At 63.5% G+C, this 26,950-nt stretch carries 26 protein-coding genes and 1 pseudogene; 13 read left to right on the top strand and 14 right to left on the bottom strand.

Going from position 1 to position 26,950, the window contains the following annotated elements:
• Positions 1-9: 9 nt before the first annotated feature.
• The 3 genes from ASF57_RS22550 to ASF57_RS22540 are packed head-to-tail and all read right to left on the bottom strand — an operon-like array spanning position 10 to position 3,698.
• On the bottom strand, positions 10-1,269 hold the full coding sequence (locus ASF57_RS22550; RefSeq protein WP_056487780.1) for a glycerate kinase: 1,260 nt from the start codon (positions 1,267-1,269) through the stop codon (positions 10-12).
• A 4-nt stretch (positions 1,270-1,273) separates the two neighbouring features.
• Positions 1,274-2,353, bottom strand: a complete 1,080-nt coding sequence (locus ASF57_RS22545; protein WP_056487777.1) for a tartrate dehydrogenase — start codon at positions 2,351-2,353, stop codon at positions 1,274-1,276.
• A 46-nt stretch (positions 2,354-2,399) separates the two neighbouring features.
• Positions 2,400-3,698, bottom strand: coding sequence for an MFS transporter (locus ASF57_RS22540; RefSeq protein WP_056487773.1), 1,299 nt, complete (start codon positions 3,696-3,698; stop codon positions 2,400-2,402).
• Positions 3,699-3,849: 151 nt separating this feature from the next.
• On the opposite strand from ASF57_RS22540, the gene ASF57_RS22535 reads away from it, so the two are divergent.
• A complete protein-coding gene (locus ASF57_RS22535) occupies positions 3,850-4,566 on the top strand; it encodes a GntR family transcriptional regulator (protein WP_056487770.1) in 717 nt (238 codons plus the stop codon).
• A gap of 276 nt (positions 4,567-4,842) precedes the next feature.
• On the top strand, positions 4,843-5,769 hold the full coding sequence (locus tag ASF57_RS22530) for an MBL fold metallo-hydrolase (RefSeq protein WP_162241585.1): 927 nt from the start codon (positions 4,843-4,845) through the stop codon (positions 5,767-5,769).
• 234 nt (positions 5,770-6,003) lie between these two features.
• On the opposite strand, the gene ASF57_RS22525 is transcribed toward ASF57_RS22530, so the two are convergent.
• The gene (locus ASF57_RS22525) at positions 6,004-8,376 is read right to left on the bottom strand and encodes an ATP-binding protein (protein ID WP_244477071.1); all 2,373 of its coding nucleotides are present in this window, start codon (positions 8,374-8,376) and stop codon (positions 6,004-6,006) included.
• A gap of 269 nt (positions 8,377-8,645) precedes the next feature.
• On the opposite strand from ASF57_RS22525, the gene ASF57_RS22520 reads away from it, so the two are divergent.
• Both ASF57_RS22520 and ASF57_RS22515 read left to right on the top strand, forming a co-directional pair.
• The gene (locus tag ASF57_RS22520; RefSeq protein ID WP_056487764.1) at positions 8,646-9,404 is read left to right on the top strand and encodes an SDR family oxidoreductase; all 759 of its coding nucleotides are present in this window, start codon (positions 8,646-8,648) and stop codon (positions 9,402-9,404) included.
• Positions 9,405-9,416: 12 nt separating this feature from the next.
• The gene (locus ASF57_RS22515) at positions 9,417-9,857 is read left to right on the top strand and encodes a hypothetical protein (RefSeq protein ID WP_056487760.1); all 441 of its coding nucleotides are present in this window, start codon (positions 9,417-9,419) and stop codon (positions 9,855-9,857) included.
• Between the two features lie 3 nt (positions 9,858-9,860).
• Here the strand turns inward: ASF57_RS22515 and ASF57_RS22510 are convergent, their stop codons facing one another.
• From ASF57_RS22510 to ASF57_RS22485, 7 genes are all read right to left on the bottom strand, one after another.
• Positions 9,861-10,760: a sigma-70 family RNA polymerase sigma factor gene (locus ASF57_RS22510; protein ID WP_056487756.1), complete on the bottom strand. Its 900-nt coding sequence runs from the start codon at positions 10,758-10,760 to the stop codon at positions 9,861-9,863.
• Positions 10,744-11,142, bottom strand: coding sequence for a hypothetical protein (locus tag ASF57_RS22505; RefSeq protein ID WP_056487754.1), 399 nt, complete (start codon positions 11,140-11,142; stop codon positions 10,744-10,746). Before ASF57_RS22505 ends, ASF57_RS22510 begins: the two co-directional genes overlap by 17 nt.
• Before the next feature lie 383 nt (positions 11,143-11,525).
• Positions 11,526-11,774 (bottom strand): DUF1272 domain-containing protein, encoded by a 249-nt coding sequence (locus ASF57_RS25160; protein ID WP_082504324.1) that lies wholly within the window; start codon positions 11,772-11,774, stop codon positions 11,526-11,528.
• 482 nt (positions 11,775-12,256) lie between these two features.
• Positions 12,257-13,771 carry a sodium:solute symporter family protein gene (locus ASF57_RS22500; RefSeq protein ID WP_056487751.1) on the bottom strand — a complete coding sequence of 505 codons (1,515 nt, stop codon included), beginning with the start codon at positions 13,769-13,771 and terminating at the stop codon, positions 12,257-12,259.
• Positions 13,768-14,004 (bottom strand): hypothetical protein, encoded by a 237-nt coding sequence (locus tag ASF57_RS22495; RefSeq protein WP_056487747.1) that lies wholly within the window; start codon positions 14,002-14,004, stop codon positions 13,768-13,770. Before ASF57_RS22495 ends, ASF57_RS22500 begins: the two co-directional genes overlap by 4 nt.
• Before the next feature lie 22 nt (positions 14,005-14,026).
• Positions 14,027-14,473 carry an SRPBCC domain-containing protein gene (locus ASF57_RS22490; protein ID WP_056487744.1) on the bottom strand — a complete coding sequence of 149 codons (447 nt, stop codon included), beginning with the start codon at positions 14,471-14,473 and terminating at the stop codon, positions 14,027-14,029.
• On the bottom strand, positions 14,460-14,783 hold the full coding sequence (locus ASF57_RS22485; RefSeq protein WP_244477070.1) for a metalloregulator ArsR/SmtB family transcription factor: 324 nt from the start codon (positions 14,781-14,783) through the stop codon (positions 14,460-14,462). Before ASF57_RS22485 ends, ASF57_RS22490 begins: the two co-directional genes overlap by 14 nt.
• 357 nt (positions 14,784-15,140) lie before the next feature.
• On the opposite strand from ASF57_RS22485, the pseudogene ASF57_RS25155 reads away from it, so the two are divergent.
• The 3 genes and pseudogenes from ASF57_RS25155 to ASF57_RS22475 all read left to right on the top strand — a co-directional run.
• Positions 15,141-15,877 (top strand): annotated as a pseudogene (locus tag ASF57_RS25155) (transposase); the annotation flags it as partial.
• A 377-nt stretch (positions 15,878-16,254) separates the two neighbouring features.
• A complete protein-coding gene (locus tag ASF57_RS25150) occupies positions 16,255-16,950 on the top strand; it encodes a Crp/Fnr family transcriptional regulator (RefSeq protein ID WP_082504322.1) in 696 nt (231 codons plus the stop codon).
• Positions 16,951-17,132: 182 nt separating this feature from the next.
• A complete protein-coding gene (locus ASF57_RS22475; protein WP_056487738.1) occupies positions 17,133-17,591 on the top strand; it encodes a hypothetical protein in 459 nt (152 codons plus the stop codon).
• Positions 17,592-18,044: 453 nt separating this feature from the next.
• Here ASF57_RS22475 and ASF57_RS26035 read toward each other — a convergent pair whose 3' ends face one another.
• From ASF57_RS26035 to ASF57_RS26030, 3 genes are all read right to left on the bottom strand, one after another.
• Positions 18,045-18,293 carry a hypothetical protein gene (locus ASF57_RS26035; RefSeq protein WP_156376285.1) on the bottom strand — a complete coding sequence of 83 codons (249 nt, stop codon included), beginning with the start codon at positions 18,291-18,293 and terminating at the stop codon, positions 18,045-18,047.
• Between the two features lie 618 nt (positions 18,294-18,911).
• Positions 18,912-19,973 (bottom strand): calcium/proton exchanger, encoded by a 1,062-nt coding sequence (cax, locus tag ASF57_RS22470; protein ID WP_056487735.1) that lies wholly within the window; start codon positions 19,971-19,973, stop codon positions 18,912-18,914.
• 1,142 nt (positions 19,974-21,115) lie between these two features.
• Entirely contained in the window at positions 21,116-21,304 is a 189-nt protein-coding gene (locus ASF57_RS26030) for a hypothetical protein (protein ID WP_056487732.1), read from the bottom strand.
• Positions 21,305-21,595: 291 nt separating this feature from the next.
• On the opposite strand from ASF57_RS26030, the gene ASF57_RS22460 reads away from it, so the two are divergent.
• The 6 genes from ASF57_RS22460 (at position 21,596) to ASF57_RS22440 (ending at position 26,837) form a co-directional block, all read left to right on the top strand.
• The gene (locus ASF57_RS22460; RefSeq protein ID WP_056487729.1) at positions 21,596-22,075 is read left to right on the top strand and encodes a PRC-barrel domain-containing protein; all 480 of its coding nucleotides are present in this window, start codon (positions 21,596-21,598) and stop codon (positions 22,073-22,075) included.
• 186 nt (positions 22,076-22,261) lie between these two features.
• Positions 22,262-22,549 (top strand): Rmf/CrpP family protein, encoded by a 288-nt coding sequence (locus ASF57_RS27410; RefSeq protein WP_348528158.1) that lies wholly within the window; start codon positions 22,262-22,264, stop codon positions 22,547-22,549.
• 181 nt (positions 22,550-22,730) lie between these two features.
• Positions 22,731-22,952, top strand: coding sequence for a hypothetical protein (locus tag ASF57_RS22455; RefSeq protein WP_056487726.1), 222 nt, complete (start codon positions 22,731-22,733; stop codon positions 22,950-22,952).
• Between the two features lie 113 nt (positions 22,953-23,065).
• Positions 23,066-25,147, top strand: coding sequence for an ATP-binding protein (locus tag ASF57_RS22450; RefSeq protein WP_244477069.1), 2,082 nt, complete (start codon positions 23,066-23,068; stop codon positions 25,145-25,147).
• 13 nt (positions 25,148-25,160) lie between these two features.
• A complete protein-coding gene (locus ASF57_RS22445; RefSeq protein ID WP_056487723.1) occupies positions 25,161-25,826 on the top strand; it encodes a response regulator transcription factor in 666 nt (221 codons plus the stop codon).
• 351 nt (positions 25,827-26,177) lie between these two features.
• On the top strand, positions 26,178-26,837 hold the full coding sequence (locus ASF57_RS22440; protein ID WP_056487719.1) for a PRC-barrel domain-containing protein: 660 nt from the start codon (positions 26,178-26,180) through the stop codon (positions 26,835-26,837).
• Positions 26,838-26,950 lie beyond the last annotated feature (113 nt).

The raw sequence follows: 26,950 nt of genomic DNA, 5'->3' as shown, positions 1-26,950 counted from the left end.
AGAGTTGGGTCAGACGATCAGGATCGCGCGGAAGTCGTTCACGTTGGTCAGGGTCGGACCGGTGATGATCTCGTCCCCAAGCGCCTCGAAGAAGCCGTGACCATCGTTCCGGGCGAGGCTGGCATCCAAGCTGAGGCCGAGGCGGGCCGCCCGGACAATTGTATCCGGTGCGAGCACCGCTCCGGCGACTTCCTCCAGGCCGTCCACGCCATCCGTGTCACCAGCGAGGGCGTGGACCCGGGGATGGCCACGGAGTTCGACACCGAGTGCCAGCAGGAACTCGACATTGCGGCCTCCGCGCCCATGCCCACGCATGGTGACGGTGGTCTCCCCGCCAGAGAGTAGGACACAAGGCGCCGAGATCGGCAGGCCATGCTCGGCAACGCTTCGCGCGATGCCGGCCATGACCCAGCCGACCTCACGCGCCTCGCCCTCGATGGCATCGCCCAGGATGCACGCTGCGACGCCGACGTCCTGCGCGCATGCCGCAGCGGCCCGGAGGGCCATGAGCGGCGTCGCGATCATGCGCAGGTCCGGTGCCGCGAGGGCCGGATCCCCGGGCTTCACCGACTCTCCCGCACCGCTTTCCAATCTCGCCTGCACGGCCGCCGGGACTTGGATCCGGTACCGGGCGAGGATCGCCAGCGCGTCCGCGCAGGTGGTCGGATCGGGAACGGTAGGCCCGGAAGCGATGTCGAGGGGATCATCTCCGGGCGTGTCCGAGATCAGGAGCGTCACGACCTTGGCCGGATGGCAGGCCGCCGCCAGACGTCCTCCCTTGATCGCCGAGAGGTGCCGCCGAACACAGTTCATCTCGCCGATGGTGGCACCGGATCTCAGGAGCGCGCGGTTTACTGCCTGCTTGTCGCTTAAAGTCAGGCCTGGGCCGGACAGCGAGAGCAAGGACGAGCCGCCGCCCGAGATCAGGCAGAGGACGAGGTCATCGGGCGTGAGCCCGGCGACCAGGTCGAGGATGCGTCCGGCGGCGGCCTCGCCGGCGGCGTCCGGAACGGGATGGGCCGCCTCGACCACCTCGATCCGCTTGGTGGGTGCGCCGTGCCCGTAGCGCGTGACGACGAGCCCGGAGATGTCGCCCTGCCAGGCCGCTTCGACGGCCTGGGCCATCGAGGCGGCGGCCTTGCCGGCTCCGACGACGACGGTGCGTCCTCGTGGCGGTTCCGGCAAATGCCGGGCAAGGCTCACGGCCGGATCGGCCGCGGCCACGGCAGCCGCAAATAGCTGCCGCAGGAGATCCCCGGGCTCGACCATGGCCCTACTCGTTGTCGCCTTGAACGGCCGCGATCACCGCGTCGGTCACCATGCGGGTCGTGGCGTTGCCGCCGAGATCCGGCGTGTGCAGGCGCGGATCGGCCGTTACCCGCTCGACGGCGCGCATGAGCCGGTCGGCGGCCGGCTTCTCGCCGAGGTGCTCCAGCATCTGGCAGGCGGTCCAGAAGGTGGCGATCGGGTTGGCGATGCCCTTACCGGTGATGTCGAAGGCCGACCCGTGGATCGGCTCGAACATCGACGGGTAGGTGCGCTCCGGGTTGAGGTTGGCGGTCGGCGCGATGCCGAGCGAACCGGCGAGCGCCGCCGCGAGGTCCGAGAGGATGTCGGCGTGCAGGTTGGTGGCGACGATGGTGTCGAGCGTCTGCGGCTTCATCGTCATCCGCATGGTCATCGCGTCGACCAGCATCTTGTCCCAGGTTACGTCGGGGAAGTCGGCGGCGACCTCGGCCGCGATCTCGTCCCACATCACCATCGCGTGGCGCTGAGCGTTCGACTTGGTCACCACGGTCAGCAACTTGCGCGGACGCGACTGGGCCAGCTTGAAGGCGAAGCGGATGATCCGGTCGACGCCGGAGCGGGTCATCATCGAGACGTCGGTGGCGACCTCGTTCGGGTGACCCTGGTGGACCCGGCCGCCGACGCCGGCATACTCGCCCTCCGAGTTCTCGCGCACGATTACCCAGTCGAGCTCGGGACCCGAGACGTTGCGCAAAGGCGAGGTGATGCCGGGCAGGATGCGTGTCGGGCGGACGTTGGCGTACTGGTCGAACGGCTGGCAGATCGCGAGCCGCAGGCCCCAGAGGGTGATGTGGTCGGGCACGTCGGGCGCACCAACCGCGCCGAAGAAGATCGCGTCGTGGTTGCGGATCTGGTCACGGCCGTCGGCGGGCATCATCACGCCGTGCTTCTTGTAGTAGTCCGACCCCCAGTCGAAGTGGTCGAACTTGAAGCGGAAGCTGCCGGCCTTCTCGGCCAGGACGTCGAGCACCTCGATGCCGGCGGCGATGACCTCGACGCCGATGCCGTCGGCGGGGATCGCGGCGATGTTGTAGGTCTTGGTCATGACAGGTCTCCGTTGGGACGTTGGGGTGTGGGAACGAGGCAGGGGTTCAGCGCGCGATAGCGCTGGTAGGCTCGGCGCGCCGACCCGAGCGGGCGACGGCGAGGGTGACGACGGCGGAGAGGACGAGGAGCGCCGCAACGAAGACGAGGCCGCCGGTGAAGCTACCGGTCAGGTCCTTGATCCACCCGATCGCCCACGGACCAACGAAGCCGCCGAGGTTGCCGACCGAGTTGATCGTGGCGATGCCGACGGCCGCTCCGGAGCCGGACAGGAACATCGTCGGCATGGCCCAGAGCGGCGGCTTGGCCGCGCTGATGCCGACGTTGACAAGGCTGAGCGCGGCGATGACCGCAACGGCCGAGGCCGCACCACCTGCCAGCAGCAGACCGGCCGAGGCGACCAGGCAAGCGATTACGACGTGCCATGTCCGCTCACCGGTTCTGTCCGAGTGGCGCGCCCAGAGGATCATGGCAACGATCGCAATGGTGGGCGGCACACCGTTGAGGAATCCGACGGCCATCGTCGACAGCCCGAAGCTCTTGATGATCTGCGGCGCCCAGATGCCGAGCGTGTAGAGGCCGGCCGAGGTGCCGAAGTAGACGAGCGCGAGTGCCAGGACACGGATGTCGGTCATGCCGGCCAGGATGCCGTGGTTGGCGACCACCTTCTTGCGGGCGTGCTCCTCGTTCATCTCCGCGACGAGCCAAGTCCGCTGGTCCTCGGTCAGCCACTTCGCCTTCTCAGGACGGTCCGTCATGTAGAACAGCACGACCACGCCGAGGATGACGGCGGGGATGGCCTCGATGATGAACATCCACTGCCAGCCGTGAAGGCCGAGGACGCCTTCCATCGCGAGCAAGGCACCTGACAAAGGTGAGCCGATCAGCACCGAGACGGGAGCCGCCGCCATGAACAGCGAGACGACACCCGCGCGGTACCGGGCCGGAAACCAATAGGTCAGGTACAGGATGATGCCGGGGAAAAACCCGGCCTCCGCCGCGCCGAGCAGGAAGCGCAGGGCATAGAAGCTTTTCTCGCCTTCGATGAAGGCAAAGGCGCCCGATAGCATCCCCCAGGTGATCATCACGCGGGCGATCCAGAGTCTCGCGCCGACTTTGTCGAGGACGATATTGGAAGGCACCTCGAAGAGGAAATACCCGAAGAAGAAGATGCCGGCCCCGAACCCGAACACGGATGAGGAGAAGCCGAGGTCTTTGTTCATCGTCAGTGCGGCGAACCCAATGTTCACCCGGTCGATGAAGGCGATGAAGTAGAGCAGGCAGATAAAGGGGACCAGGCGCCATGCGACCCTGCGCATGGTCGCCCGCTCAAGCGAAGCGTCCATCGTTTCCTCCTGGGATGGCCAGCCTGCGTTGGTCTTTGAGCGCCAACTTGCATGCAAGATGGGATGAGATGCGCATTATCGTGCAAGGCTGTCAACTCTCACATTGCAGCTTGCATGGAAGATGGTACGACAGTTGGCAGTGGAGAGTGCGATGGACCGGGTGCGGACAGCGGCGAAAACAAAGGACGATCAGGAGGTTGAGCGTCGACCATCACTGGTCGACGACGCCTACCTGGCGATGAAGCAGGCCATCCAGGATTCGAGCTTTGCGCCGGGCTACCAGGCGTCGGAGCAGGAGATCGCCTTGCGTCTCGGGATGAGCCGCACCCCCGTCCACGAGGCGGTGATTCGCCTTCAGGAGGACGGTCTCGTCCGCGTGCTGCCGCGCCGCGGCGTCCTGATCTGTGCCCTCGCTCCGGAGGACATGCGGGAGATCTACGACGTCATCATCGCGGTTGAAGGACGTGCGGCCGAACTGCTCGCCGAACGGTCTGACGCCGAGCGTGCGGCCATCTGTGGGGAACTCGCCGACCAGACCGAGGCCATGGCCGAGGCGTGGAAGACCGGAGACTTTCTGACCTGGGGGCAGGCAGATGCCGGTTTCCACCGATTACTTGTCGAGCGGGCGGGGAACGGGCGAATGAACCGCATCATCCAGACGATCAACGATCAGTCACATCGCGCCCGCATGCTAACACTCAAGCTTCGACGGGAGCTTGGAGCATCTGTTGCCGAGCACCGTGAGATCATCGATGCGATCCGGATTGGCAATGCGATGCAGGCGCAGAACTCTACGCATCATCACCGACTGCGCGCCCGCGACGAGCTTCTTCCTCTACTTGAGAGTTTTGGCCTGAAGCATCTCTAAAGCACCCACACGCCTGCTTCTGTCGTGCGATTGGGTCAACTGCTCAGGTGTAATTGGGTCGGGATCCGCCCGTCTGCGCCACGGCCAAGAGGAGTGGAAGGGAGACCGTATCCTTGAGGGCGTTTCGACCGAAGCGGTCATCCACCGGCCTCAATCCCCGACAGCACATGTCACATTCGCGGACCCGGTCTCGTCCCTGTGTGGAGGCGCGCGTTTCCGGATCCTGGTGAGCCGGATGTCCGCGCGTCCCATCGAGGGGCGACCATGGACACTTCAATGACCGGCCAAACCGATACGAGAGATCCTCACCGAGCGCGTCCAAGTTCGGAGGAGTTGGTGCCGTCACGATACGCGGTGCGCATCGGCGAGATCGACGTGCTGGTCGTCAGCGACGGGGTCTTGCCCCTTCCGACGGCAATGCTCGCTCACAATGCGGACCCGGCGCTTCGGGCGGAATGGCTGGACGACATGTTCCTAGCGCCGGACGCATTCGACTGGCCGCTGAATGCCGTTCTGGTACGGAGCGGCGAGCAGACCATCCTCATCGATGCCGGGCTCGGGTTGGATCCGAACCTGGATCTGCCGCGAGCCGGCCAGCTGGTCAAACGTCTGGAAGCGGGCGGAATCAATCTTGCGTCCGTGACCGACCTGGTGCTGACGCACATGCACATGGACCATATCGGCGGGCTCCTCATCGACGGGGTGAAGGAACAGTTGCGGCCCGACCTGCGGATCCACGTGGCGGCCGCCGAGGTCGCGTTCTGGGAAGCACCCGATTTCTCCCGCACCTCAATGCCGACGGGCTTCCCGGACGCCCTTCGATCCACGGCCAGACGGTTCTCGGAGGCATATCGCAGCCATTTGCGAACCTTCGAGGAGGCGCATGAGGTCGCGCCGGGGGTGGTCGTCCATCGCACCGGGGGCCACACCCCCGGGCACAGCGTGGTCCGCATGACATCCGGCGGAGAGCGGCTCACGTTCGCCGGCGACGCCATCTTTCCGGTAGGCTTCGACCAGCCCAACTGGCACAACGGTTTCGAGCACGACCCCGAGGAGGCAGCCCGCGTTCGGATCCGTCTTCTCCGGGAATTAGCCGGGACCAGGGAACAGTTAGTCGCCACGCACCTGCCGTTCCCGTCCGTCGGCCGGGTCGCCGCCGATGGCGACGCCTTCCGTTGGGTGCCGGTGTTCTGGGATTACTGACCACGCCTCCAGCACGGACCAAGTCAGCGGCAGCGTCGGGGCAGAACCTACGGCGTTGCCGACCGAACCGCCGTTATCCCTGAGCTTGGCTCGGAAAGCGGCGGTTCCACGAACCGCGCCGCAAGGACTTCCCAAACGTGATGCGGGAGGCGCCGCTGCGAACCCCTCGATAATGACCGCCGTGCCTGCAGTGGCGGGACCACAACGATGCCGATCGGTACGTGCCGGCATCGATCACGCGTCGACCTGTCTCGGTACATGATCGAGTACGCCGCGCACCTTGCTCGCCAGCTGCTGCAGGGTGAAGGGCTTCGGCAGAAAATGCGTGCCGGGATCGAGCACGCCATTATGCACCACGGCATTGCGCGTGAACCCCGTCGTGTAGAGCACCTTGAGTTCCGGACGCCGCCGGATCGCCTCCTCGGCCAGTCGACGCCCGTTCATCTCGGCCATGACGATGTCGGTGAACAACAACGCGATGTCGGGCTGGGAGTCTAGGATACGCAATGCGGCGACACCGCTCTCGGCGTGGCGCACGCTGTAGCCGAGTTCGCGCAAGGCCTCGACACTGAGCAGGCGCAGGGCCTCCTCGTCCTCGACCACGAGGACGATCTCGCGTCGGCATCCGAGGGGCAGGACAGCCGTGAGCCGAACATCCTTAGGGGATCCGGCAGCTTCGCCCTCGCCATAGAAGCGCGGTAGGTAGAGCTTCACGCTCGTGCCCTGCCCGGGCTCCGAATAGATCCGTGCGTGTCCCTTCGATTGCCGCACGAAACCGTAGACCTGCGACAGGCCTAATCCTGTTCCCTTGCCGACCGGCTTGGTGGTGAAAAACGGATCGAACACCTTGGCCAGGACCTCCGGCGTCATGCCGGTTCCCGAGTCGGTCACGGCCACCAGGACGTACTGACCGGGTGATATCTCCACGGTCCTGGCATAGGCCTCGTCGAGGTGGGCGTTGGCCGTCTCGATGGTCAGGCGGCCGCTTCCGGTGTCGGTATCCGGCATGGCGTCCCGCGCGTTGACCGCCAGGTTGAGGATGGCATTCTCTAATTGGCTCACATCGGCATGGGTGCGCCATAGGCCGCCGGCAAGCACGGTCTCCAACGCGATGCCCCCGCCGAGCGTGCGGCGCAGGATCTCTGACATCCCGGACACGAGCTTGTTGGCATCGATGGGCTCCGGCGCGAGCGGCTGTTGGCGCGAGAAAGCCAGCAGGCGTTGGGTGAGCGAGGCTGCGCGGTTCGCACCATCCGTCGCAACATCAATGAAGCGCTCGATGTCGCTCTCGCCACGTGCCATGCGCTTGCGGATCAGGTTGAGGCTGCCGATCACGATGGCGAGCATGTTGTTGAAGTCGTGCGCGATGCCGCCGGTGAGCTGGCCGACGGCCTCCATCTTCTGCAACTGCCGTAGTTGGGCCTCGGCCGTCTCACGGCTCTGCATCTCGACAATGAGCGCGCGGTTCGCGTCGTCGAGTTCCTGCGTGCGCGCAGCGACTCGGTCTTCCAGCGCCAGGTTGAGGTCGCGCAAAGCGAGTTCGGCGACCTCGCGCTCGCGTGTCCGTGCCTGCAATTGAAGCGCCGCCGTCGCAAGCGCCGCCCCGATCCGGTTCACCTCCAGGATGGGGGTCGCGATGGCCTCGACCTGGCTCCCCTGGCCTATCGCCTCTGCGCCGTCCCCGAGGCGACGCATCGCACGGTCCACCCGTTGACCGACCCCGAACGCGATGCCCACGACAGGCAGGCCGAGCACGAGCCCCACCCCGACGAGGATCATCATCGAACGTTGCAGCGGCGCCTCGGCAAGCTCCCTATCGACCACGACCGCCGCGGTCCAACCCGTCAGCTTCGACTTGCCGTAGCCAACCAGGACATCCTGTCCGACCCGGTTGCGGCCGTAATAACGTCCAGCGTCGTCGACCGTGTGAGTGCGAAAATCGGATGAGGTCAGCTTGCCGACGAAGTCCTCCTGCCGCTCGGTGCGGACTGCGACGATTCCGTTGCGATCCACCAACGACCCGATCCAACCGGACGGGAGATCCTCTCGGCGCGTCGTTGCCACGAGGTGGTCGAGGTCGAGGCTCGCCGCGAGGAGATAGGTCGGCGTTTCGCCGATGCGGATAGGAGCGCCGACGATCTGGAAGACGGGCTGCTTCGAGACCGAGGTCAGGAAGACGTTGCTGACCACCGCGACGCCCGTTCGCAAAACCTCTCCGTCGATCTCCGCAAGGGCCGGGGGCGCAGGTGCGGCGGTTCCGAGCGGCGCTCGGGTCGTCATCGCGGCAGTCCCGTCGATACGCCGGAGGTTGATGTTGATCCCCTGCAGGCGGGTGATCTCCTGCATCTGGGCGTAGAAGGGCGGCAGGTCGTGAGCTGCGAGGCTCGGTGAGGTCGCGAGCGCCTGAAGTGTCGAGAGCACACCATGGATCTCGCGGTCGAACGCCACGGATAAGCCGTGGGCTCGGATCTGCACGTCCTGTTCGACCCGCGTGCGTTCGGACGCGGCGAAGCGCCAGAGCAGGACACCGACGAACAGCAAGGTTGGGACCAGCAGGCCGACGAAGAGGGTCAGGAACTGCCATCGGAGCGGACGTGGAGGCTTCAACCCTTCGTCCCTCGCCTAGCGAGCTGGCGGGTTCGGTCCCGCCTCGGCCTCTCGATGGAGGGCGTCATGATCGTCGTTCCTCGCGATGCTCCCTGCATGACGAGGGTCGAAGAGCGGACGTGACATGGCGGAACGGATTTTCCTGGCCGTAGGGGCGTCTGGCCTCCGCTCAGACCAATTTCATCGGAGCCGATGTCACACTGGGCAGGACCGCTCTCGTCTTGTTTTCGAACGTCCCCACCGGGACCGGACACAGGACGGAGCGTCACATGAAGATCGTCGTCATCGGCGGCACGGGGCTGATCGGCTCGCAGGTCGTCGCCACTCTGAAGGCCGCCGGCCATGACGCCCTCGCGGCCTCGCCGAACACCGGCGTCAACGCCATTACCGGCGAGGGCCTCGCAGTAGCGTTGAAGGGGGCCGCCGTGGTGGTCGATGTCGCCAACTCGCCATCGTTCGCCGACGACGCGGCCATGGACTTCTTCGTCCGCGCCGGACAGAACCTCGCCGCGGCCGAGAACGATGCCGGCGTGTCCCACCACGTCGCGCTCTCGGTGGTCGGCACCGAGCTCCTGCTCGACAGCGGCTACTTCCGCGCCAAGCTCGCCCAAGAGGAGTTGATCGCCTCGGCGGGCGTACCCTGGACGCTTGTCCGTGCCACCCAGTTCTTCGAGTTCGTCGCCGCCATCGCGGGAGCCGCAATCGTCGACGGCGTCGCGCGCGTGGCCTCCGCACTGATCCAGCCGATCGCGTCGGCCGATGTCGCGACGAAGGTCGCCGAGGCCGCGTTGGCGCCCCCCCGGAACGGCATTGTCGAGATCGCCGGCCCCGAGCGACTGCCGATGGTCGAGCTGGTGACGCGTCATTTTCAGGGCCTCGGTGAGACGCACGAGGTCCGCACGGACGACACCGCACCGTACTTCGGGGTGGTCCTCGGCGGCCCCTGGCTGACGCCCGGCGGTGACGCGTGGCTTTCGGAACGGCGTTATGACGACTGGCTGGCGGCACAGCCGAAGCGCGGGGCCTGAGGCCTCCCGCCGATGGATGCAGCCTATTTTCCGGCGCTGTCTGCGCTGGCCGGGTCGGCCATCGGTGCGATGGCGTCCTTCGCGACCACTTGGCTGACGCAACACAGCCAGGAGCGCGCGACGCTGCTGGTGCAGGACCGTGCGCGACGGGAAGCGCTCTACGGCGAGTTCATCCGGGAGGCGTCGACCTTGTTCGGCGACGCCTTCCGACACGACCTCGACGACCCCGCCAAGCTGGTGAACCTCTATGCCATCGTGAACAAGATCCGGCTCTTCGGAGAGCCGGAAACCCTCCAGGAAGCCGAGCGCGTCATGCAGCGCATCGGCGAGACCTACTTCGCCCCGAACAAGGATCTCGCCGCCTTCGCCGACATCCGCCACGCCAGCGACCTCGACCCGCTCTGTGCGTTCTCGACGGTTTGCCGCAGGGAGCTGGCGATCGCCCGCCGGTGAGGCTCATTGAGGCATCGGCGCTTCCGGTAATTCACCGAACGAAACCGCCATTTTCTGGAGCTTGTCCGGGTTGCGGGTGAAGTAGATGCCGACGATCAGCCCGCCCTGGATATCCAGGGCGACGGTCTGGAGCATCCCGCCCGGCTCCAGGCTGAGGTAGCCCGGCAGGCCATCGATCCAGAGGTCCTGCAGCTTACGGGCATGCTGGATCCACGACTTGCGCACGACCCCCTCGAACATGCGCGTGACCTTGTCGATTCCGATGATGGCCCGTGGGAAGGCGAGTACCTTTCCGCCTCCGTCGGAGTGCACAACGACGGCATCGGCGAGCATGCTGCGAAGCGCTGCGACGTCGCCCGTCGTCGATGCTTCGAAGAAGGCCTTGGCGATACGCGCCCCCTCTTCTCGCTCCACGGGGAAGCGTGGGCGTGCGGATTGCACGTGCTTCCTGGCCCTCGCGGCGAGTTGACGAACTGCCTGTGGCTCACGCCGGAGGGTGACCGCGATTTCCGCAAGCGGGACCGCGAAGACGTCGTGCAAGAGGAACGCGGCCCGCTCAAGCGGCGAGAGCCTCTCCAAAGCGAGCATCAGCGTGAGCGTCAGGTCGTCGCCAGGGGCTTCGTCCGGGACCAGGGCAACGGGCTCGGGCAACCAGGTTCCGAAATAGGTCTCACGCCGGACCCGGGCGGACTTCATGACGTCCAGGCAGAGCCTCGTGACCGTCCGCGAAAGGAAGGCGCTGGCCGAGGCGACCTCAGCATGGTCGACGTGCCGCCAGCGCAGCCAAGCGTCCTGTACGACATCCTCGGCCTCGCCGAGGGACCCAAGCATGCGGTAGGCGAGCCGGATGAGCCGCGTACGCTCCTGCTCGAAGACGCGGGTCGGATCATCGATGGTCGGCATGACGGAACGACCAGACGCTGAGGGCGACCGCGATAAGCGCAGGGAGTGTCACCGCGGGAAAGTCGCGGGGTAGAACCTCCGGCCCGCAGATACCCACCGCAACCTCCCAGAAGTGGAACAGCGCGTGGCCCGAGAGCCAGACGGCACCGAGAGTCCAGAGCAGCGAGCGCGGTCCGGGGCGGAACGCGCCGTACGCGAACCCCGACCCGATCAGCACGAAGATCAGGCCGATATCGCGCAGGAAGTGCTGATTGAACGGCCCTGTCGTCGTCACGCCCGGTACCACGAAATACCATGCCTCGGGTGCGGTGAGCATGAAAACGCCGTTCCCGGCCAGTCCTGCGCCAAGGATGCCGGCGAGTACCGGAATGGCTTTGATCATCGAGCTCTCCCCACGTGTTTGGTTCACGTGAGTGACGATGCACAGCCGCCCAATGTGACATCGGATGGGAGTTTCCGCAGGTACCTTTCAGAACCTCGGCTTCGCACAGTTCATATCACCGAACACCGGCTGCCTGACCCGATGGTCGAGCGTCGCTACGAAACATTCGATCAAGCCAGGACACGGAACCCACGGACACCCCGACCGTAACGATATCCATCGACGAACGACTGCTTTTGAGATGTCTAGATGCAGGCATCTAAGGCAACGTTGGGTCGAACATTGCCGTGACTGTGGTTGAGACTGCCCTCCCCGTCCTATCGAGCGGTAGCTCTGGAAAGCTACCACTGGACCCGACCGAAGGCCGACCTGGTGTCACCGCGTTAGGCGGCTTGTGGGCATCCCTCCGCTTTTAGCACGCGCTTGGTGGACGCTGGAGCACGAGCGAGCAGGAGGGCCGGGCGGATAGCTCTGGCGACTAAATTGCCTCCGCAGTTGGGGCAGTGTCCCTTAAGTACGTCTTCTGCACATGTTGCACAGAACGTGCATTCAAAGGTGCATATGCGGGCATTTTCACTGTCTGCCGGAAGGTCACTGTCACAGAATTCACAGTTGGGCCGTAGCTCAAGCATGGTTTCACAGGCGCCTCAATGACAAAAAACCCGCGACGGGTGTCGCGGGGCGCTTCATGCTTGCAGGAGATGCAGCTTCAGGATTCACCCGCTTGCTGCCCAGAACTCTGCACGCGCGACAACGCCACCGTGGAGCTCGCGGTGACGGCGTCGGTCACAGAAGGGCTGGCTCTCGAATATGCGCGACCAACCTGTAGCTGCGGGATGTTAAGGTCAAGATCAAAGTCGGCTTCCCACTCTGAGCCAAGGTTGTCGACCAAAGGTGAGCAAGGAGCAAAGCGCTTGCATAGGCTCCTTTGAGCCAAGTCCGCCTTGAGCCGACGTTCATCCAATTGGCGAGACGGTCAATTTGCGGACAAGCACCGTTCTTACCATCACCAGTTCACATGTCCGCAAGCCGCCATCGCAGGCCGTTAACCCAGGGAGAAAACTCAAGCTCCTGGCATTAGCCGAAGGTGCACATGCACCTTTTCGGCGGATTGCTATGCCACGCGTGGCTGGGTCTGCACCGCAACGTTCGACCGTCCTTCGTTCCTGGCCTCGACAATCGCGAATAGGTCTTCGACGCGGCGGCGCTCTTCGGCGGCGTGCGGGAAGAGATAGGCGCATGCCACGTAGACCGTGAGGTTGACCGCCAAGCCGAAGCATCCAGAGGTCAGCCCATATCCGAAGGGTAGCTGCCCTCCGAACGCGAGTTCGAGGCCGACCGCCGTGATGAATCCGAGGATCATCCCGGCGAGCGCGCCTTGCTTGTTCCCACGCTTCCAGAAGATGCCCAGGAACTGTGGGATCGAGAGTTGGATGATGCCTTGGTAGGCCAGAACCGCCAATGAGAAGAGGGCCGGTAGCGTCAGAGTGGCGAGCCAGGAGGCAAGGAGCGTCAGGAGCAGCATCCCGACCTTGGCGATGACGATCATCCGCTTTTGATCGATTTCGACGTAGTTGCCGACGAGATCGTTGGCGAGTTGCGCCCCGTAAGCCTGGATGTTTCCGTCCGTGTGGCCCATCGAGGCAGCCAGCAGGACCACGCCCGCGAGTCCCAGAAGGACAAGCCCTCCGGCCTGCTCGGAGATGATGAACCAAACGTCGTCGGGCTTGGCGACCGCCTCGGGCACCTTGGAGGCGAGCATGCCGAAGATCAGCAACGCGACGCCGAACAGGAACGTCAGCGGAACGGCGAGGGCCGCCGACTTCTTGAGGCTGTGGACCCCGTCAGCCGTGAACAGGCGCACGAATATATAGGGCCAGCACCAGCCGCCGAGTGCGCCCGTGAACATGAGGGCGAACAGGTAGAGTGGACCTTCCTTCGAGCCGAAGCTCGGGATCGCGAACATCCTGGGATCGAGCGTGGCGAGCGTGCTGCCCTTGACCACGACGAGCCAGACGATCAGCCCCACCAGCATTAGGCCGCCACCGATGTAGGCGACAATGCCCTGGAGATAATCCGAGATCACTACCCCGCGCATGCCCATGCGCACTGTCCAGACTTGGCGCAGCGCGATGACGAGGACGCCGAGCACGACCGATGTCGAGAATGAAAGCGTACCCAGCGACATGGCCTGGAACAGGTTGCCGAGCGCCTGCATGCCGAGCACCAGCCAGGGAAGGCCCGAGACGATGCCGATGAGGGCGGCGATGGTGCGGATGTGGCGCGAGTCGTAGCGCAACGCGAAGAGGTCGCCCTGCGTGCGCAGGTCGTAGACTTTGCCCCATGTCCAGACCGGCCGGGCGAGGACGAAGAGCAGCACGACGGTCAGGAGCGAGTAGGACAGGACGTAGAACGACATGACCCCGGCGGTGACGGAGAGCGCCCCGAAGGCCGTGAACATCGAGCCCGGATACCAGGTGTTGAGGAACGACATCGCTTGGTAGCGCGCGCTGAACGAGCGTCCGCCCACGGCGTAGTCGGTGAAGGACTGGTCCACGGTGCGGTTTCGCTGGAGCACCCAGACGACGGCGGCGAAGAAGAGGGCGAGCAGGCCGAAGGTGATGATCATGCCGCGCTCCCCGCATCGGCATCGTCCAGCAGGTAGGCGGCGACGAGGCTGGCCGTGATGCAGAGGCTGACGGCCAGGAAGTAGAAGAGCGCCGCCGGAACGCCAGCGATCGGATTCGTGCGGCCGTCAGCGATCCAGTAGAGCGGCGGCGCCAGGGCGATCACCACGTCGATCAGAAACCACAGTTTGACGATCCCGCGCCGGAATGGCGCAGGTGATCCTTGGGTCGGCATGGCGTTTCCTCGATTTTGATTTTTAGTGGAGCAGGGGTTCGAGCTTGTCGAAGCAACTCGGCCAATCCTGCGCATAGGCATCGCGGAGTTCGGCCAGGGCGATCCGCCTGTGGGTCAGGCGCATCTCGGTCGAGCCGCTGTCGAGCGGGGTGAGGTCGATCTGGAGGAGGGTTTCCTCGCCGCAGAGTAGGGTGAGAGGCCCGTCGTAGCTCCAAGTCTGGAGGATGTGCCGCCCCGGCTCCAATGCCCTGTAGCAGCCCGTAATCCGGTGCTGGGCACCGTCCGGGCTACGGGTACGCAGCAGGAAGCTGCCACCGACCCGCAGGTCCGTTTCCGCATGCTCGACGATGTTGGCGCCTGGGGCGAGCCATCGCTGTAGCAGCGTCGGATCGGTCCACGCCCGGTAGACCTCGGCACAGGGCGCACGGAAGACGCGAACGATGACGACAGCGGGTTCAGTCTCGCTCATCGGCAGCCTCGTTCCCGGTTCGCTCATTCAGAAGGTCATCGAGGACGTCCAGGCGCTCATCCCAAAAGTCCGTGTAGGAGCGAATCCATGTCAGCGCCCGTACCAGGGGACGTTGATCCAACGAGCAGTGGTGTACACGGCCCTGCACCTCTCGTTGAACCAGTCCCGCGCCCTCAAGCACCTTCAGGTGCTTGGAGGCGGCCGCCAGGGACATCGCGTAGGGTTGCGCGAGTTCCGTCACCGTCCGTTTGCCGGACGAAAGCTGACGAACCATGGCCCGGCGGGTCGGGTCCGCGAGGGCGTGGAACACCTGATCCAGAGATTGGGTGTGATATTCAACCATTCGGTTGATATAAGCAGCCCTGCATGCTGGGCGCAAGCGGAATCCCGCAGCCATACGGTCCCAGTGTGTACCGAGGAGGACGAGGCGACCCTGACGGCGGCCGTCCACGCCTACGCGGTTCCGCTCGCCGTCCTGTGCCGGGAGGCGTTGGAGGGTCGGCTGTCCCTGTACGGTCGTTTGGCGACCAAGCGGCCTGCAGGGGGTGATCGTGCGGCGCGAGGAGGTCCTGGATGTGCGGCGTCGTCTTCGCGCGATAAAACATCAGGTGCCGTTAGGCTTCGTCCCTTACGAACCAACCGCTTGGTTTGTGAGCCGGACCTGACGACACCCTCTGTCCGCGAGGTCCGAGGCCATCTGCGCCGCCTCGTCCGAGCAATCCGCCATCACTGGCCCAAGACCTCGATCACCATCCGGGGCGACGGCGGTTACAGGCGGCCCGAGGCCATGAACGGGTGCGAAGACAACGGCGTCGCTTACGTCTTCGGCCTGACCGGCACGAAGGCGCTGGCCGCCAAGGTCGAGGATATCGCCGATACCATCCGGGTGGTGCGGACCATCGGCGACAAGGATGCGGTGCGCGGCTTTGCCGAGACCACGCACGCAGCCAAGTCCTGGCGGCAGCAACGTCGCGTCGCCGCCGCATCGAGGCGACCCGACTTGGCCTCGATATCCGCTGCGTGGTCACGAACACCGCCACCGGCACGCCCGAATGGCTCTACGCCGAGCTGTCCTGCGCCCGCGGACAGGCCGAGAACTTGATCAAGCTCCACACGGGCCAGCTCGCCTCCGACCGTACCTCGTGCCGGGACCCCGTCGCCAACCAGACGCGGCTCGTCCTGCACACCGCTGCCTATTGGTTGATGCTCACTGTGCGCGAGGCCGTCCCGTCCGCGGACCGCCTCGCCAGGGCCGAGTTCGCAACGATCTGCCTCCGGCTGCTCAAGCTCCGAGCCCGTATCCGCGAGACCGCTGCCCGCGTCCGCATCGCCTTCGCCGCCGCCTGTCCAGAAACCGACCTGATCCGCCACCTTCCGACCGCCCTCGCCCCGACACTGGCCTGAACCACGGAGCTGCGACGCCCCAACGAACCCGCTCCCGTCCCTCCAGCGCCGACCGAACAATCCCGATCCACACGCGTCAGAACAGACGAACGATTCCACGCGCCATCAGCCCAAAACGGAGCGTACGCCGATGCCCGATGAATAAGACGGGCTCAGAAGGGAGGGCTACGACTGGCTCTTTTGTCAGTGAAGATTTGCCAACCGGAACAGCCCTCGGCGAGACCGTCCGAAGGACGCGGCTAGCATCGTGCTGCGGTCAGTTAAGACATTTACGTAAAGTAGCAATAGAGTTTTGATCGTGCGGTACGGATCATTTCGCTTGCTAATCGGCCGATATTAGGCCTAGAAATATAATCCTCTTGAGTAGATTAAGGTACATGATCATACCTCGAAATCTGCTTCTCGCCTCACTGCCTACCACGGAGTGGATCGAGCTTCAGCCTTTGCTGGAGCACGTTCAATTACGGAAGCGGCAGGTGCTTGAAGAGCCCCGTACGGGCATCCAGTACGTCTATTTCATCGAGCATGGACTTGCCGCAGTTCAGGCACGCACGCAGGCCGAAGGTCCACACGGCGTAGGGCTACTCGGGCGTTTTAGCATGACCGGCTTGCCGCTAGTGCTCGGTACCGAACGCTCACCTTTGCGGGTTGTTGTTCAAACAGGAGGCGAGGCTTACCGACTGAAGGCTTCAGATGCGGAAGCGTTTTTCAAGCATGACACAGCGCTGCGGCGCTTAGCATTACGCTACATCCAAGTCCGTATGGTGCACGCCGCCCATCTGGCCCTATGCAATGCACGTCATCCTGTGGAGCACCGAGTGCGACGCTGGTTGCTTCTGGCTCTAGAGTTGCTGGGAGAAGACGAGATTTGCGTAAGCCATGCGACTATTGCCGGCCATCTTGGAATGAGGCGTCCCAGCGTGAGTGAGCATGTGAAACGATTGGAAAAGGCAGGGCTCGTGAGCCAGGGGGTTGCCTGCATAACAGTGCACAATCGCACTGAGCTTGAGCTAGGCGTTTGCGAGTGCCACCGGTTGGTTTGGGCTGAGTACCGCAGACTGCAGAACGGCTGAGTTCAACTCTCCAAGTAAGAGAGGAACGAGAACGCTAAGCCTCTCGCTGAACTTCTTTTTGGATGCCTCGCCCTTGATGCAGGCAGACCCGATCGGAGGCTGATCTCCGGCGCACTCATGACCCTGTCGAGAGCCCCCGCGTCGTACCCATAGCGGCGCGATCATGGCTGCGGATCGAATGGATGGTCGACCAGATCCACTCATGTCATGTCCGTGGCGTCCGTCTCGTCGAGACCGAACGCGTGACGGGCTTTCCCGCCATCGTCGACTTCTCGGACCAGATCGCCAGGAACGAACTGCCACGGCTCGAACGGCTGTGCGACGAGGCCGCACCAGCGGTGCCGAACGCGTTCGAGGAGTGGGCCCTACGCCGTTTGGATGTGGACCGCGACCCCGACAACTGGCTCGACCGCATGTCCCTGTACGCCGCCTTGGACGCCTGCGAGGCCACGGGCTTCGAGACCCTGGAGAAGGGCGCTCCCGTGTTCTCGCAACTCGGCGCCCCTGAAAAGGCGGCCGCCTCCCTCGCGTGCTATTGGATCGCCCGGGGCGCCGAGGCCGGCACCGAGCGCTTCCTCGACGATCTCGTACTGCGGAGCCACACCACAAGGACCATAAAGGGACTCAGTTTGCCTTCGTAGTCGCAGGAAACGGTTCACCTGCTACATCTTTGCTAAGTGGCGTATCACCCGGTGGTACGCCGTTCTTCAGCAATATCCACGCAACGATCGGATCCAGCTGGTCGTCTGGCAGCGATCCCGGGGCATTTTGGGGCATATTTGCATGGATCCAACCTCGCAGGTCCGCAACGGGTCTTCCTGCCCACTTCTGTTTGAAAGCGTCGTTCACGAGAGACGGTCCGAGTGCGCCTGTTAGATCGGGGCGATGACACTGTGCACAATGATTATTGAACTTAACATGTCCGTCCTCAGCCTGTTGCTTCGTGAACGGACCCATCGCGGCGAGGCCATTAGAACCCGCAAGCGTAGCCCCACCCCCTGCTGACAGGAATAAAATGGCAGCGCAGCTGAAGATTGTGGTGCTGACGCGGAGCATTGTAGCATTCCTCCTAATGACCTCGCCGAATAATCAGACTAGCGGATCGATTTTTCGGCGTTATCAACGTGTGTCATGCACCCTTTCTCGTCTTGATTCGCTGCTTTTTCGGCAGCCAATTTCAATTCGGCCCTCGCCATCGCGCCTTTGCCAGCGTTCTGGTTAGAAGGCATCAAGGTTTCTACTCTCTTCATCTCGCTTGCGCAGTTTTTCTCCGCCGCCTGTGCTGAACCAGCATAGATGGAGGCTACACATACTGTCAGTGCAAAAGTCAAAACGCTTCTCATGGTGAAAACTCCCGTCGTTGATGTTGGAAACGTTAACTAAACCAATGGCGGAAATTAGCGTTCCGAGCGCAAAATCCGTTTCGCCCGGAATGTGGTACGCTAGGGTACCACTCTCATAATATTGCGCTTATTTGGATCAGATGAACGAGAGACGCTAAAAGGAGGCTTCGAGTTTTCCTGCTTTCGCGGATATCTAGTCTGTTTCGCCTGCTGCGGCGCGCAAGATCCTTGAGCGAACACTCAAGGATAACGATTCGGCCTGTTCGAATCGCCTCGTTGGGTCGTCGCGATCGATCTTCCAGACAGCCGTTATGGTTCCGGGCGTAAGGCGAATACGAAATGTGGGGAATGCGCCTGCAATGGTATTATAGTGATTGTTTTTAATCACCTATGATTTATTGCATATCGCATGGAGGGATGTCAGTTCCTCAAGAAGCCACTAATCCGCACGGCGTCTTAAGTAAAATTCCTTGCTTCCCCGACGGCATGCAAATAGACAACTTCCGCTTTCGCGCCCTTAGCCGAGAGCGCTAATTGTTCGTACGGATTGCTCCAGCCTCGTGTCGCATCGTTAGCGCAAAGCCGTTCCCTGCCCCCTCCCCTATGTCGTATTCCTGTCTAACTTCCGAAGAAAAAAGCCAGTCCGAATAAGATATACACTCCGACGAGAAGGAGGCCCTCAAACCAAGTTGTCTCACCATCCCGGGCGACTCCGTTGACGATGAAGGCGGTGCTCGCAATCGCGAAGAGATGCAGAGGATTGGAGAAAACGAGCGTCATTGGATGGCCGAGCGCCCAGGAGATGATGACCAGCAGAGGCGCGAGAACCAGTGCTACCTGTACTGCTGATCCAATGCAAATGTTGAAGACGAGGCCCATCTTGTCTTCATGCGCGAACCAAGATGCTGCAAATAAGTCACCGGCAGTGCCGACCAGCGCCAGTACTATGACACCCAGGAACATCGGCGAAAGGTGAAGGGAGCCCGCTGCCTGCGAGACCGTGCCCGCGAGCATCTCGGATTCGAACGCTATGGCCACGGTTGCGCCGACGAGAACCATCAAGGCAAACGGTAGACTCCAGTCGGCCTTTTCGCCGTCTTTGTCCTTCGCAAAGACATCCCGGTGGGTGACAAGCGTAAAGCCGAGGTTGGCGAGGTAGAGCAGAATTAGTACGACGGAGACGCCGAGGCTGAGCTCCTCGTCGGTGATGCTCAACGTCACTGCTCGGTCGGACATCCGCCCGCTCAAATCGAACACGGCCGGCAACAACAGGGCAATGACGACAAGGATCAATAGAGTCGAAAGCAGGCCGGCCCGCTCCGCGCTGAACCGCTGTCGCTCCCTGGTCGCTCCGCCCACGATGATGGCCAGGCCCAGCCCAAATAGGCTAGTTCCCATAATTGAGCCCGCGATCTGAGCCTGAACGACCTCGGCCTCTCCGCGCAGAAGTACAAATAGCGCGAGTACAAGCTCGGCGATGCTGCCGAAGCTCACCGTCAGCAATCCACCGAGAGCGGGTCCTACCCGGTCTGCGAGCTGGTCGGTAGCGCGCCGGACCCATTCGGCCAGGACTGCAACGGCAAGTGCACTGGAGCCGAACACAAGGAGCGGAGAGGCGCCGATGAGGTATTTGAGCACCGCCGATGCAGGAATGAGGACTAGCAGAAGTTTGAAAACCATATTGGAAAGGCACCTTTTGGCTGATATTCAATCGATGTTGCGGCCATCATCGAACATCGAGCAACGCAACCTCCGGCCGCCGGACTACCTGGTTGCTGCGTGGTGGCGCTCCGTGCGCGTTGAATCACAATGGTATCCCTACCTCACCTGCGATCGACACCTTCCTGATCAAAGCGGCCGATGCTCGTGAACGGGCGCATCCTGGCAGTGCGATTCGGCTTTCGCGTCCCCACTCGATCCGTCAGCAGCTTGGGATAGGAATGCAAAGACTAAGACGAGCGTAAGTGCGCTAGCCAGCCTGACCACTATTCTACCAGCAGTTCCGGACTGCCGCCCAATTGTACGGCTGACATTGTCGTTTGCAGGGCCAGGAAGATCCCTTGGCCATCGTCGCCACTTCCGGCAGCCTGAGGGCGCGTCTTTGAGAAATCGCGTTGACGTTGGGACAAGCTGATACCGGCATGACATGGTTGAGGGCCCCGCAGAGCAGTCTGAGGTCAGGGCGTCTGTGCCGTGGTGCCTAGCCAGTTGGATGGCACCTACGTCGGTGTACCGCGCGTGATCGTTAAACCATCGACGCCCAATTTATCGCGGGCCCGTGCATTCTGCCGCTAGAGATGTTTGGGCTCCCAAAGGTGTTCCGCGTCCTTCGTTCCAGTGAAAAACGAGTTTTGCGGCCGGTGACATCGTCGTTCTCCTCCCGCTCCTTATCGGTTGGCCGCGAGCTCCTGTTATCCTGATCAAGGTTTCGCGAAACGGCAATGGCCGCGAAAGCAAGCAAGCGAGGGCGCTCTTGAGTGGCGTCAGGGTTGTCCTGACAAGATTGCGGTCTTCTCTGACTGCTGGGCGGCGCGTTGCGCCACAGATCATCGAGCAAGCGGGGTGGAGGTCGCCCACCAAGCCCAGACGTTACGTCTGGTCCGCGCCGCGGCAACGTCGTTCCGGTAGCCGCGCATACCGTACAGCACGGCGGTCAAGTCGGGCCTAGGGGTGCGACTATGGCCGACGTGTTGAACTGCCGAGGCCGCATCGCGGCCGCCCACTGCGCCCTATGGCGCCTATCGGTACTCAGGGAGTTCGATCTGATGAGACATCTTACAGTTGCCATCGCAGCGGTATCGAGTGTTGTTCTGTTCTCGTCTTCAAGCGAGGCGCGTCCCTTCGGGGGTAATCATGGCTTCCACGGCCATCATGCTGGCCTCCACGGTTACAGAAGCAGCGGCTTCCGCCATCATCACGGACACTTCGGTGGATATCGGAGCGTTGGCTTCCGCCCCGCGCGGTACGGCTTTGGCGGCCATCATGGCCGATACGGTTACCGCCGCGGCCATCGCGGCTTCAGCCTCGCAGCCGGCCTCGGTCTCGGCCTCGCAGCTGCGGCCATCCGGCCCGCCTATTACGGACCAAGCTACGGCTATGCACCTGGATACGCCCCGGTCGGCTACAGCTATGGATACGGGTACGGGCCCCGCCGTCCCTACTATGGATGCGGCTACTGACGCGCACTGGGAGGGGAGTCCGTTGCAAACGCGCCGTGAAGCGCTCCCTCCGGAACGATCGATCTATCCAGCCACCGCGCTCCGTAAGGCTGGTTCCCCATCTATCAACCTCAGGTGAGTATCATGAAGAACATCGTCATCAGCGCGCTCGTTGCCGCCCCATTACTCGCTTCGCCGGCCTTCGCCCAGGACAAGGGCGTGGCCAAAACAGACAGTCCGGCCATCCCCATGACGGCACAGCCACCCGGCACAGCCATGTCCGGCGGCATGGTCATGGCCAATACGGCGACCGCCAAGATCAAGTTCGTGACGGCCAAGCCAGCCGATGTCACGTCCTCAAAGCTCGTGGGTAAGAACCTGTACAACAAGCAAGATGAGAGCGTAGGCGAAATCGAAGATCTCGTCATCGAAAACGGAAAGACGATCAGTGGCGTCGTCGTCAGTGTCGGTGGCTTCCTCGGCATAGGCGAACGCTACGTCGTGGTCGACCCGTCTTCGATTTTTCTTCACCGCATGGACGGTAAGCTCAAGGCGATGGTCGATACCGACAAGGATGCATTGAAAAACGCACCCGAGTTCAAGTACGATAAGAAGAACTCCTAAGCGAAGCACCACGGGTGGCGGCCTGATGAGGCTTGAAGCCCCGCCGTGCTGCGGCCGCGTGTACGTGAAACAGAGCGCGCAACGGTATCGGCTACGGCCCTTCCGCCACTCCACCTGTCGGGAATATCCCGACAGGTGTCGGTGAGAACGGAGGAAGGCGCGAAGCGCCTTGTCGGCCCCTACATCATGAGCGCACCTTTCAGCCGTGGCGCGAGCGTCGACGCAGCTGAAAGGAATTGGCTCATGCTCATGGAAGTCATCAAACAAGGCGCTTGCGCCCGGGTCGGCGGGCGCCCGCGCGATGCCTGTCCGCATCCCGGAGAGTCCCGTGAGCGCCGCGCCTGGTTGGAAGGGTACGACGGGACCAACTGGGAGTTCGGAGCGCGGGCGCCTCACCCGACAGAGACCGTTTCTTCCTCTCCGCCGCTTCCCGATCGCACCGCAAATGCGATCCCAGATTTGGTCTGGCGGTGAGGCTGCGGTCATGGACCACTATCCGCCTTCCACTCCGGCTTCTCAGTCGCGGCCCAACGGAGCGGCTTCGTTTGGCGTGGCCGGCGGTCCAGCGACGATCTCGAGCAAAGGCGGGGAGGCCTCCATGACAGGAAAGCTAACACGAAGACTAGAACGCCGCTGCCTGGGTCGGCTCGAGAGGGTGGTCACTGTCCTGGTGGAGGCGGAGCTACATGACCGTACGGCAGCACCTCCGCGCCTGATCGAGCGCCTACGCCGCCTCGAGTTCGAGGTTAGCGAAGCGGCAGGCGACCGCCAAGCCCTCCAGGTCATCGCGTCGGCACGGCGCCTCCTGGGTGATGCCGAGGAGATTCCTAAATCCGGGATCTCCTCGGGCATCGACTTTGGCGCTGAGCCGTCGTGAGCCGCAGTCGTCAGGCCGTGTGATCTCGGCCTGAAGTCCGGAGTGCGGTAGGATCGTGGGGCCAGCAAGTACGTCGCGGTTTACCGGAGACAGCTTCATTCGAGCGCACAGGCATGATGATCCGGAGAACAGGCAACGCCGACCCGGTTGGCGGTCATCAGCTAAGCCGCGGAAACGGCCGCACGTTCATCGCCCTGGTCTTCGCCGCGGCCATCCCAGTCATGCTCCTCAGCGGCTGGGTCGCTACGCTCATGGCCCAGCAGCAGCGCGACCTAGGTCGAAGCGCGGCGGTGGCGAGTACGACAAGAGTGGCCGAGCGCGTAGCGTCCGACATCGCCGCGCAGGTGGCGGTTCTCGAGGCCGAGGCCGCCTCGTCGGCCCTCGATCGGCCCGATCTCGCTGCGTTCTACACCGAGGCCCAGCGGCTCCGGCAGGCCCATCCACTCTGGGAGACCGTCGAGCTCGCGGGCCCTGATGGGGTCCAAGTCGTCAATTTGCTGCGCGCCCTCGACGAGACGCTGGGTCCGACGGCCGACCGCAAGAGCTTCGATGCGGTCGTGCGGACGCAGCAGGCTGTGGTCGGTGGCATCGGACCGATCGGGTCTATCTCCGGCAAGCGACTCGTCGCCCTTCGCGTACCTGTGATCCGCGACGGCCTCCTTCGTTACGTCCTGTCGGTCAGGCTCGCCACGAACGCCGTCAGCTCGATCCTGCGCGACGCTGGAGCGCCGGAAGGCTGGGTCGGAACCATCGTGGATTCCGACGGCAACACCATCGCCCGAACCCGCGCCGAAGCAGAGGAATTCGGCCACCCGGCGAGCGCCGCCCTGCAGGCGGCCATCCGGCGGGCGCCACAAGGCTTTTACAACGGCTCGACGCTCGAGGGATCGAACGTCGAAGTGGTGTACCGAACGCTTCAGGACACAGGAGGGTGGTCGGTGCATTTCGGGATGCCGGTCGCTGCGCTGAACGCGCCTGTCGCTCGGTCGTACTACGTGCTGGCCGGTGGCAGCGTCGTCAGTATCGCCCTCGCCCTCGGCCTCGTCGGGCTGGTCGGCCGAGATATGGCACAGCGTCGGGCGGGCGAGCAGGCACGCTTCGCCCTGGCTCTGCAGTCGAGCGAAGAGCAGGGCGCCGTGGCCGTGGAAGCCGCGGAGCTCGGCACCCTGCGTTGGGATGTCGGGCACGGAAAGGTCACCGGCTCCGCACGCGCCGCCCAGCTCCTCGGGTGGAAGGCTGAAGAACAGGACAGGGGAGAGATCCAAACAGGTGCCGACGAAGTGCTTGAAGTGGTCCGGCCCGAGGACCGGGCTCGCTTGACGGGGGCCCTTCGCTGCAGCCTCGCGGACAGCGGCCCGCTCGACGTGGAGTTCCGCGTCGTAGGGAGCGAGCCGGATCCGCGCTGGGTTCGCCTGACCGGACGCGTCCCACGCATGCACCAAGACTTCCCGGTCGGCCTGATCTACGGGGTGGTGTCGGACATCGAACCGCGCAAGCGTGCCGAAGCCGAACGCCTCGAGTTGCTCCGGCGCCTGGGGGAAGCCCAGGAGAACGAGCAGCGCCGGATCGCCCGCGAACTGCACGATCAGGTCGGGCAGACGGTCACCGGGCTCTCGCTCGGTTTGAAGAGCCTGGAACGGATCCTTGCGGAAGGCACACCGGAGGCCGCCGAACGCCAGGTCCAGTGGTTGCAGGCGCTCGCCGGCGAGATCGGACGCGACATCCATCGCGCCGCCGTCGACCTGCGCCCGACCGCGCTCGACGATCTTGGATTGCGCGAGGCTCTCGCCACCCTGCTGCGCGAGTGGAGCAAGCGCCACGATATCCGCGCAGACCTAGAGTTCCTGGGGGATGCGCTGCGGATACCGCCCGCGATCGAGACCGCGCTCTACCGGATCGTGCAGGAAGCGCTCACCAACGTCCTGAAGCACGCGCGAGCCGCGACAGTCAGCGTCTCGGTCGAACATCGTCCAGACGAGATCCGGGTGATCATCGAGGACGACGGCGTCGGTTTCGATCCCGAGGGGGTTCCTAAACAGCCTCCGGACGGTTCGCCGGCCAAGCCGCGATTGGGCCTATCTGGCATCCGCGAGCGTTTATCCCTCCTGGAGGGCACTCTGACGTTGGAAGCATCTCCCGAATACGGCACGACCTTGTTCGTGAGCGTCCCTGTCCAAAGCCGGTCTGCGGCTTGAGGAGGCCTCGATCGTGAATCGCATCCGCGTGGCGTTGGCCGACGACCATCCCATCGTCCTTGCCGGCATCCGAGCACTCCTGAACGCTACCCCAGATATCGACCTCGTCGGCGAGGCCACCAGCGGCAGCGATGCTCTGACGATGATCTGTTCGCTGAAACCCGACGTCGCCGTCATCGACATCTCGATGCCCGGTCTCAACGGCCTCGAACTCACCGAGCGCGTCAGAAGCGAATGTCCGGGCATCAAGCTCCTGGTAATGACGGTGCACGAGGACGCGGCCTATGTTCAGCCGTTGCTTCAAGCCGGCGCGCGTGGCTACCTTCTGAAGCGCTCAGCCGCCGAGGACCTCCTCCGCGCGGTCAGGGCCGTCGCGGCGGGTGGCGTCTACCTCGACCCTTCGGTCGCGGGCCATGCACTGTCCGACACGCACGCCTCGGCTGGGAGCGCGGCGTCGGGGCAATCCAAGGAGGCGCTGAGTCCCCGTGAGGCAGAAGTGTTGCGCCTCATCGCACAGGGCTTCAGCAACAAGGACATCGCGCGTCGGATCGACCTCAGCGTGAAGTCGGTCGAGACCTACAAGGCGAGGGCCGCCGAGAAGCTCGGGCTTCGGACGCGGGCCGAGATCATCCGGCACGCCGCCGCGCAAGGTTGGCTCGACGCGCTGACCCTGAGGTAGCGACTCTGGACACACAGGGTTCTTCAGGGTGCACGCACTGTTCCGGTAGACATCGCTGCCCGCCGAGGCAGCGACGTCCAGCTTGTCCGCCTGAACTTCATCTCGACCCCCGAAGCACGGCCAAGGCTGTTGGCATACGCATCTGGTGGAAGCCGTGACCGCCCGTGTCAGGCTCGTCCCGACAACGATACCCGGAGACTCCCGACTGTGGCGCCTCCACCCGAACCCCACCTTTCGTGAAGGGGCGACGGAGGTGCTGCAACACCGATCGACGCACCGGCCGAGCGGCAAACACCGAGGTCCTAAAAAGATCTCGTTTGGCCGAAGACAGACAAACAATAGGAGACAGTTATGAAGCTTCATCTGATTGCAGCTTGTGCCGCTACGCTCGCTCTTCCAAGCGTCGCTTTGGCGCAAACGACGAACAGTCCCGCCAATGCGCCTTCCAATGCGGCGGCGGGCAACGCCAATGCGGGTGATCAGCAGACGTCAGCGCAAAATGCATTGACTGCCAAGAAGCTAACGCAAGACCTTCAGAGCGCCGGCTTCACTGATGTCAAGGTCGTTGCGCGAGCCTTCGTTGTTCAGGCGAAGTCAAAAGACGGCAACCCTGTCGTCATGACTCTGGGGCCGCACGGATTTACCGCATTCGAGGCGGTTGATGCGACAGATGCTACGGCGAGGACGGAGTCGGGTGATCAACGGACCTTGACCGTATCGAAGCTGAGAGACCTGAATTTATACAATGCGGCAGGAGACATGCTCGGAGACGTCGAACACGTTATCTCGGATGGCCACGGTCACAACAGCATTGTCATCGGCAAGGGTGGCTTCCTCGGCCTTGGCGAGAAGCAGGTCGCGATACCACTCGACAAGATCGTGATGCGGGGTGACCGTCTTATCACTCGGCAGATTACGGACGAGCAGATCAAGGCAATGCCGGAATGGAAGTCCGGCCAGCAAACCGACCTCGATTCCAACAAGACAGTTCAGATTCATACTGTCAGCTGACTGCCGTTCGAGCCGGATCCCGTCTTCGAGGGACGGGGCGCGTCGGAAGTTAAGACCTAGCACCCGATCGGCCTGAGAGCCTACGGCCGTAATGGGAAATTCTCGCCATCAAC

The sequence above is a fragment of the Methylobacterium sp. Leaf117 genome, assembly GCF_001422985.1.
Classification (GTDB): domain Bacteria; phylum Pseudomonadota; class Alphaproteobacteria; order Rhizobiales; family Beijerinckiaceae; genus Methylobacterium.
The sequence above is the reverse complement of the archived record's forward strand: the minus strand, read 5'-3'. Positions and strand labels throughout refer to the sequence as shown.

Coding starts and splice junctions, on each gene's coding strand:
- ASF57_RS22515 (WP_056487760.1), top strand. CDS start 9,417: ATGGATGCAGCCTATTTTCCGGCGCTGTCTGCGCTGGCCGGGTCGGCC.
- ASF57_RS22510 (WP_056487756.1), bottom strand. CDS start 10,760: ATGCCGACCATCGATGATCCGACCCGCGTCTTCGAGCAGGAGCGTACG.
- ASF57_RS22550 (WP_056487780.1), bottom strand. CDS start 1,269: ATGGTCGAGCCCGGGGATCTCCTGCGGCAGCTATTTGCGGCTGCCGTG.
- ASF57_RS25160 (WP_082504324.1), bottom strand. CDS start 11,774: ATGCTTGAGCTACGGCCCAACTGTGAATTCTGTGACAGTGACCTTCCG.
- ASF57_RS22495 (WP_056487747.1), bottom strand. CDS start 14,004: ATGCCGACCCAAGGATCACCTGCGCCATTCCGGCGCGGGATCGTCAAA.
- ASF57_RS22475 (WP_056487738.1), top strand. CDS start 17,133: ATGGTCGACCAGATCCACTCATGTCATGTCCGTGGCGTCCGTCTCGTC.
- ASF57_RS26035 (WP_156376285.1), bottom strand. CDS start 18,293: ATGAGAAGCGTTTTGACTTTTGCACTGACAGTATGTGTAGCCTCCATC.
- ASF57_RS22440 (WP_056487719.1), top strand. CDS start 26,178: ATGAAGCTTCATCTGATTGCAGCTTGTGCCGCTACGCTCGCTCTTCCA.
- ASF57_RS25150 (WP_082504322.1), top strand. CDS start 16,255: ATGATCATACCTCGAAATCTGCTTCTCGCCTCACTGCCTACCACGGAG.
- ASF57_RS22505 (WP_056487754.1), bottom strand. CDS start 11,142: ATGATCAAAGCCATTCCGGTACTCGCCGGCATCCTTGGCGCAGGACTG.
- cax (WP_056487735.1), bottom strand. CDS start 19,973: ATGGTTTTCAAACTTCTGCTAGTCCTCATTCCTGCATCGGCGGTGCTC.
- ASF57_RS22450 (WP_244477069.1), top strand. CDS start 23,066: ATGATGATCCGGAGAACAGGCAACGCCGACCCGGTTGGCGGTCATCAG.
- ASF57_RS22545 (WP_056487777.1), bottom strand. CDS start 2,353: ATGACCAAGACCTACAACATCGCCGCGATCCCCGCCGACGGCATCGGC.
- ASF57_RS22500 (WP_056487751.1), bottom strand. CDS start 13,771: ATGATCATCACCTTCGGCCTGCTCGCCCTCTTCTTCGCCGCCGTCGTC.
- ASF57_RS22490 (WP_056487744.1), bottom strand. CDS start 14,473: ATGAGCGAGACTGAACCCGCTGTCGTCATCGTTCGCGTCTTCCGTGCG.
- ASF57_RS22535 (WP_056487770.1), top strand. CDS start 3,850: ATGGACCGGGTGCGGACAGCGGCGAAAACAAAGGACGATCAGGAGGTT.
- ASF57_RS22530 (WP_162241585.1), top strand. CDS start 4,843: ATGACCGGCCAAACCGATACGAGAGATCCTCACCGAGCGCGTCCAAGT.
- ASF57_RS22460 (WP_056487729.1), top strand. CDS start 21,596: ATGAAGAACATCGTCATCAGCGCGCTCGTTGCCGCCCCATTACTCGCT.
- ASF57_RS27410 (WP_348528158.1), top strand. CDS start 22,262: ATGAGCGCACCTTTCAGCCGTGGCGCGAGCGTCGACGCAGCTGAAAGG.
- ASF57_RS22540 (WP_056487773.1), bottom strand. CDS start 3,698: ATGGACGCTTCGCTTGAGCGGGCGACCATGCGCAGGGTCGCATGGCGC.
- ASF57_RS26030 (WP_056487732.1), bottom strand. CDS start 21,304: ATGGCCGCGGCGGTAACCGTATCGGCCATGATGGCCGCCAAAGCCGTA.
- ASF57_RS22520 (WP_056487764.1), top strand. CDS start 8,646: ATGAAGATCGTCGTCATCGGCGGCACGGGGCTGATCGGCTCGCAGGTC.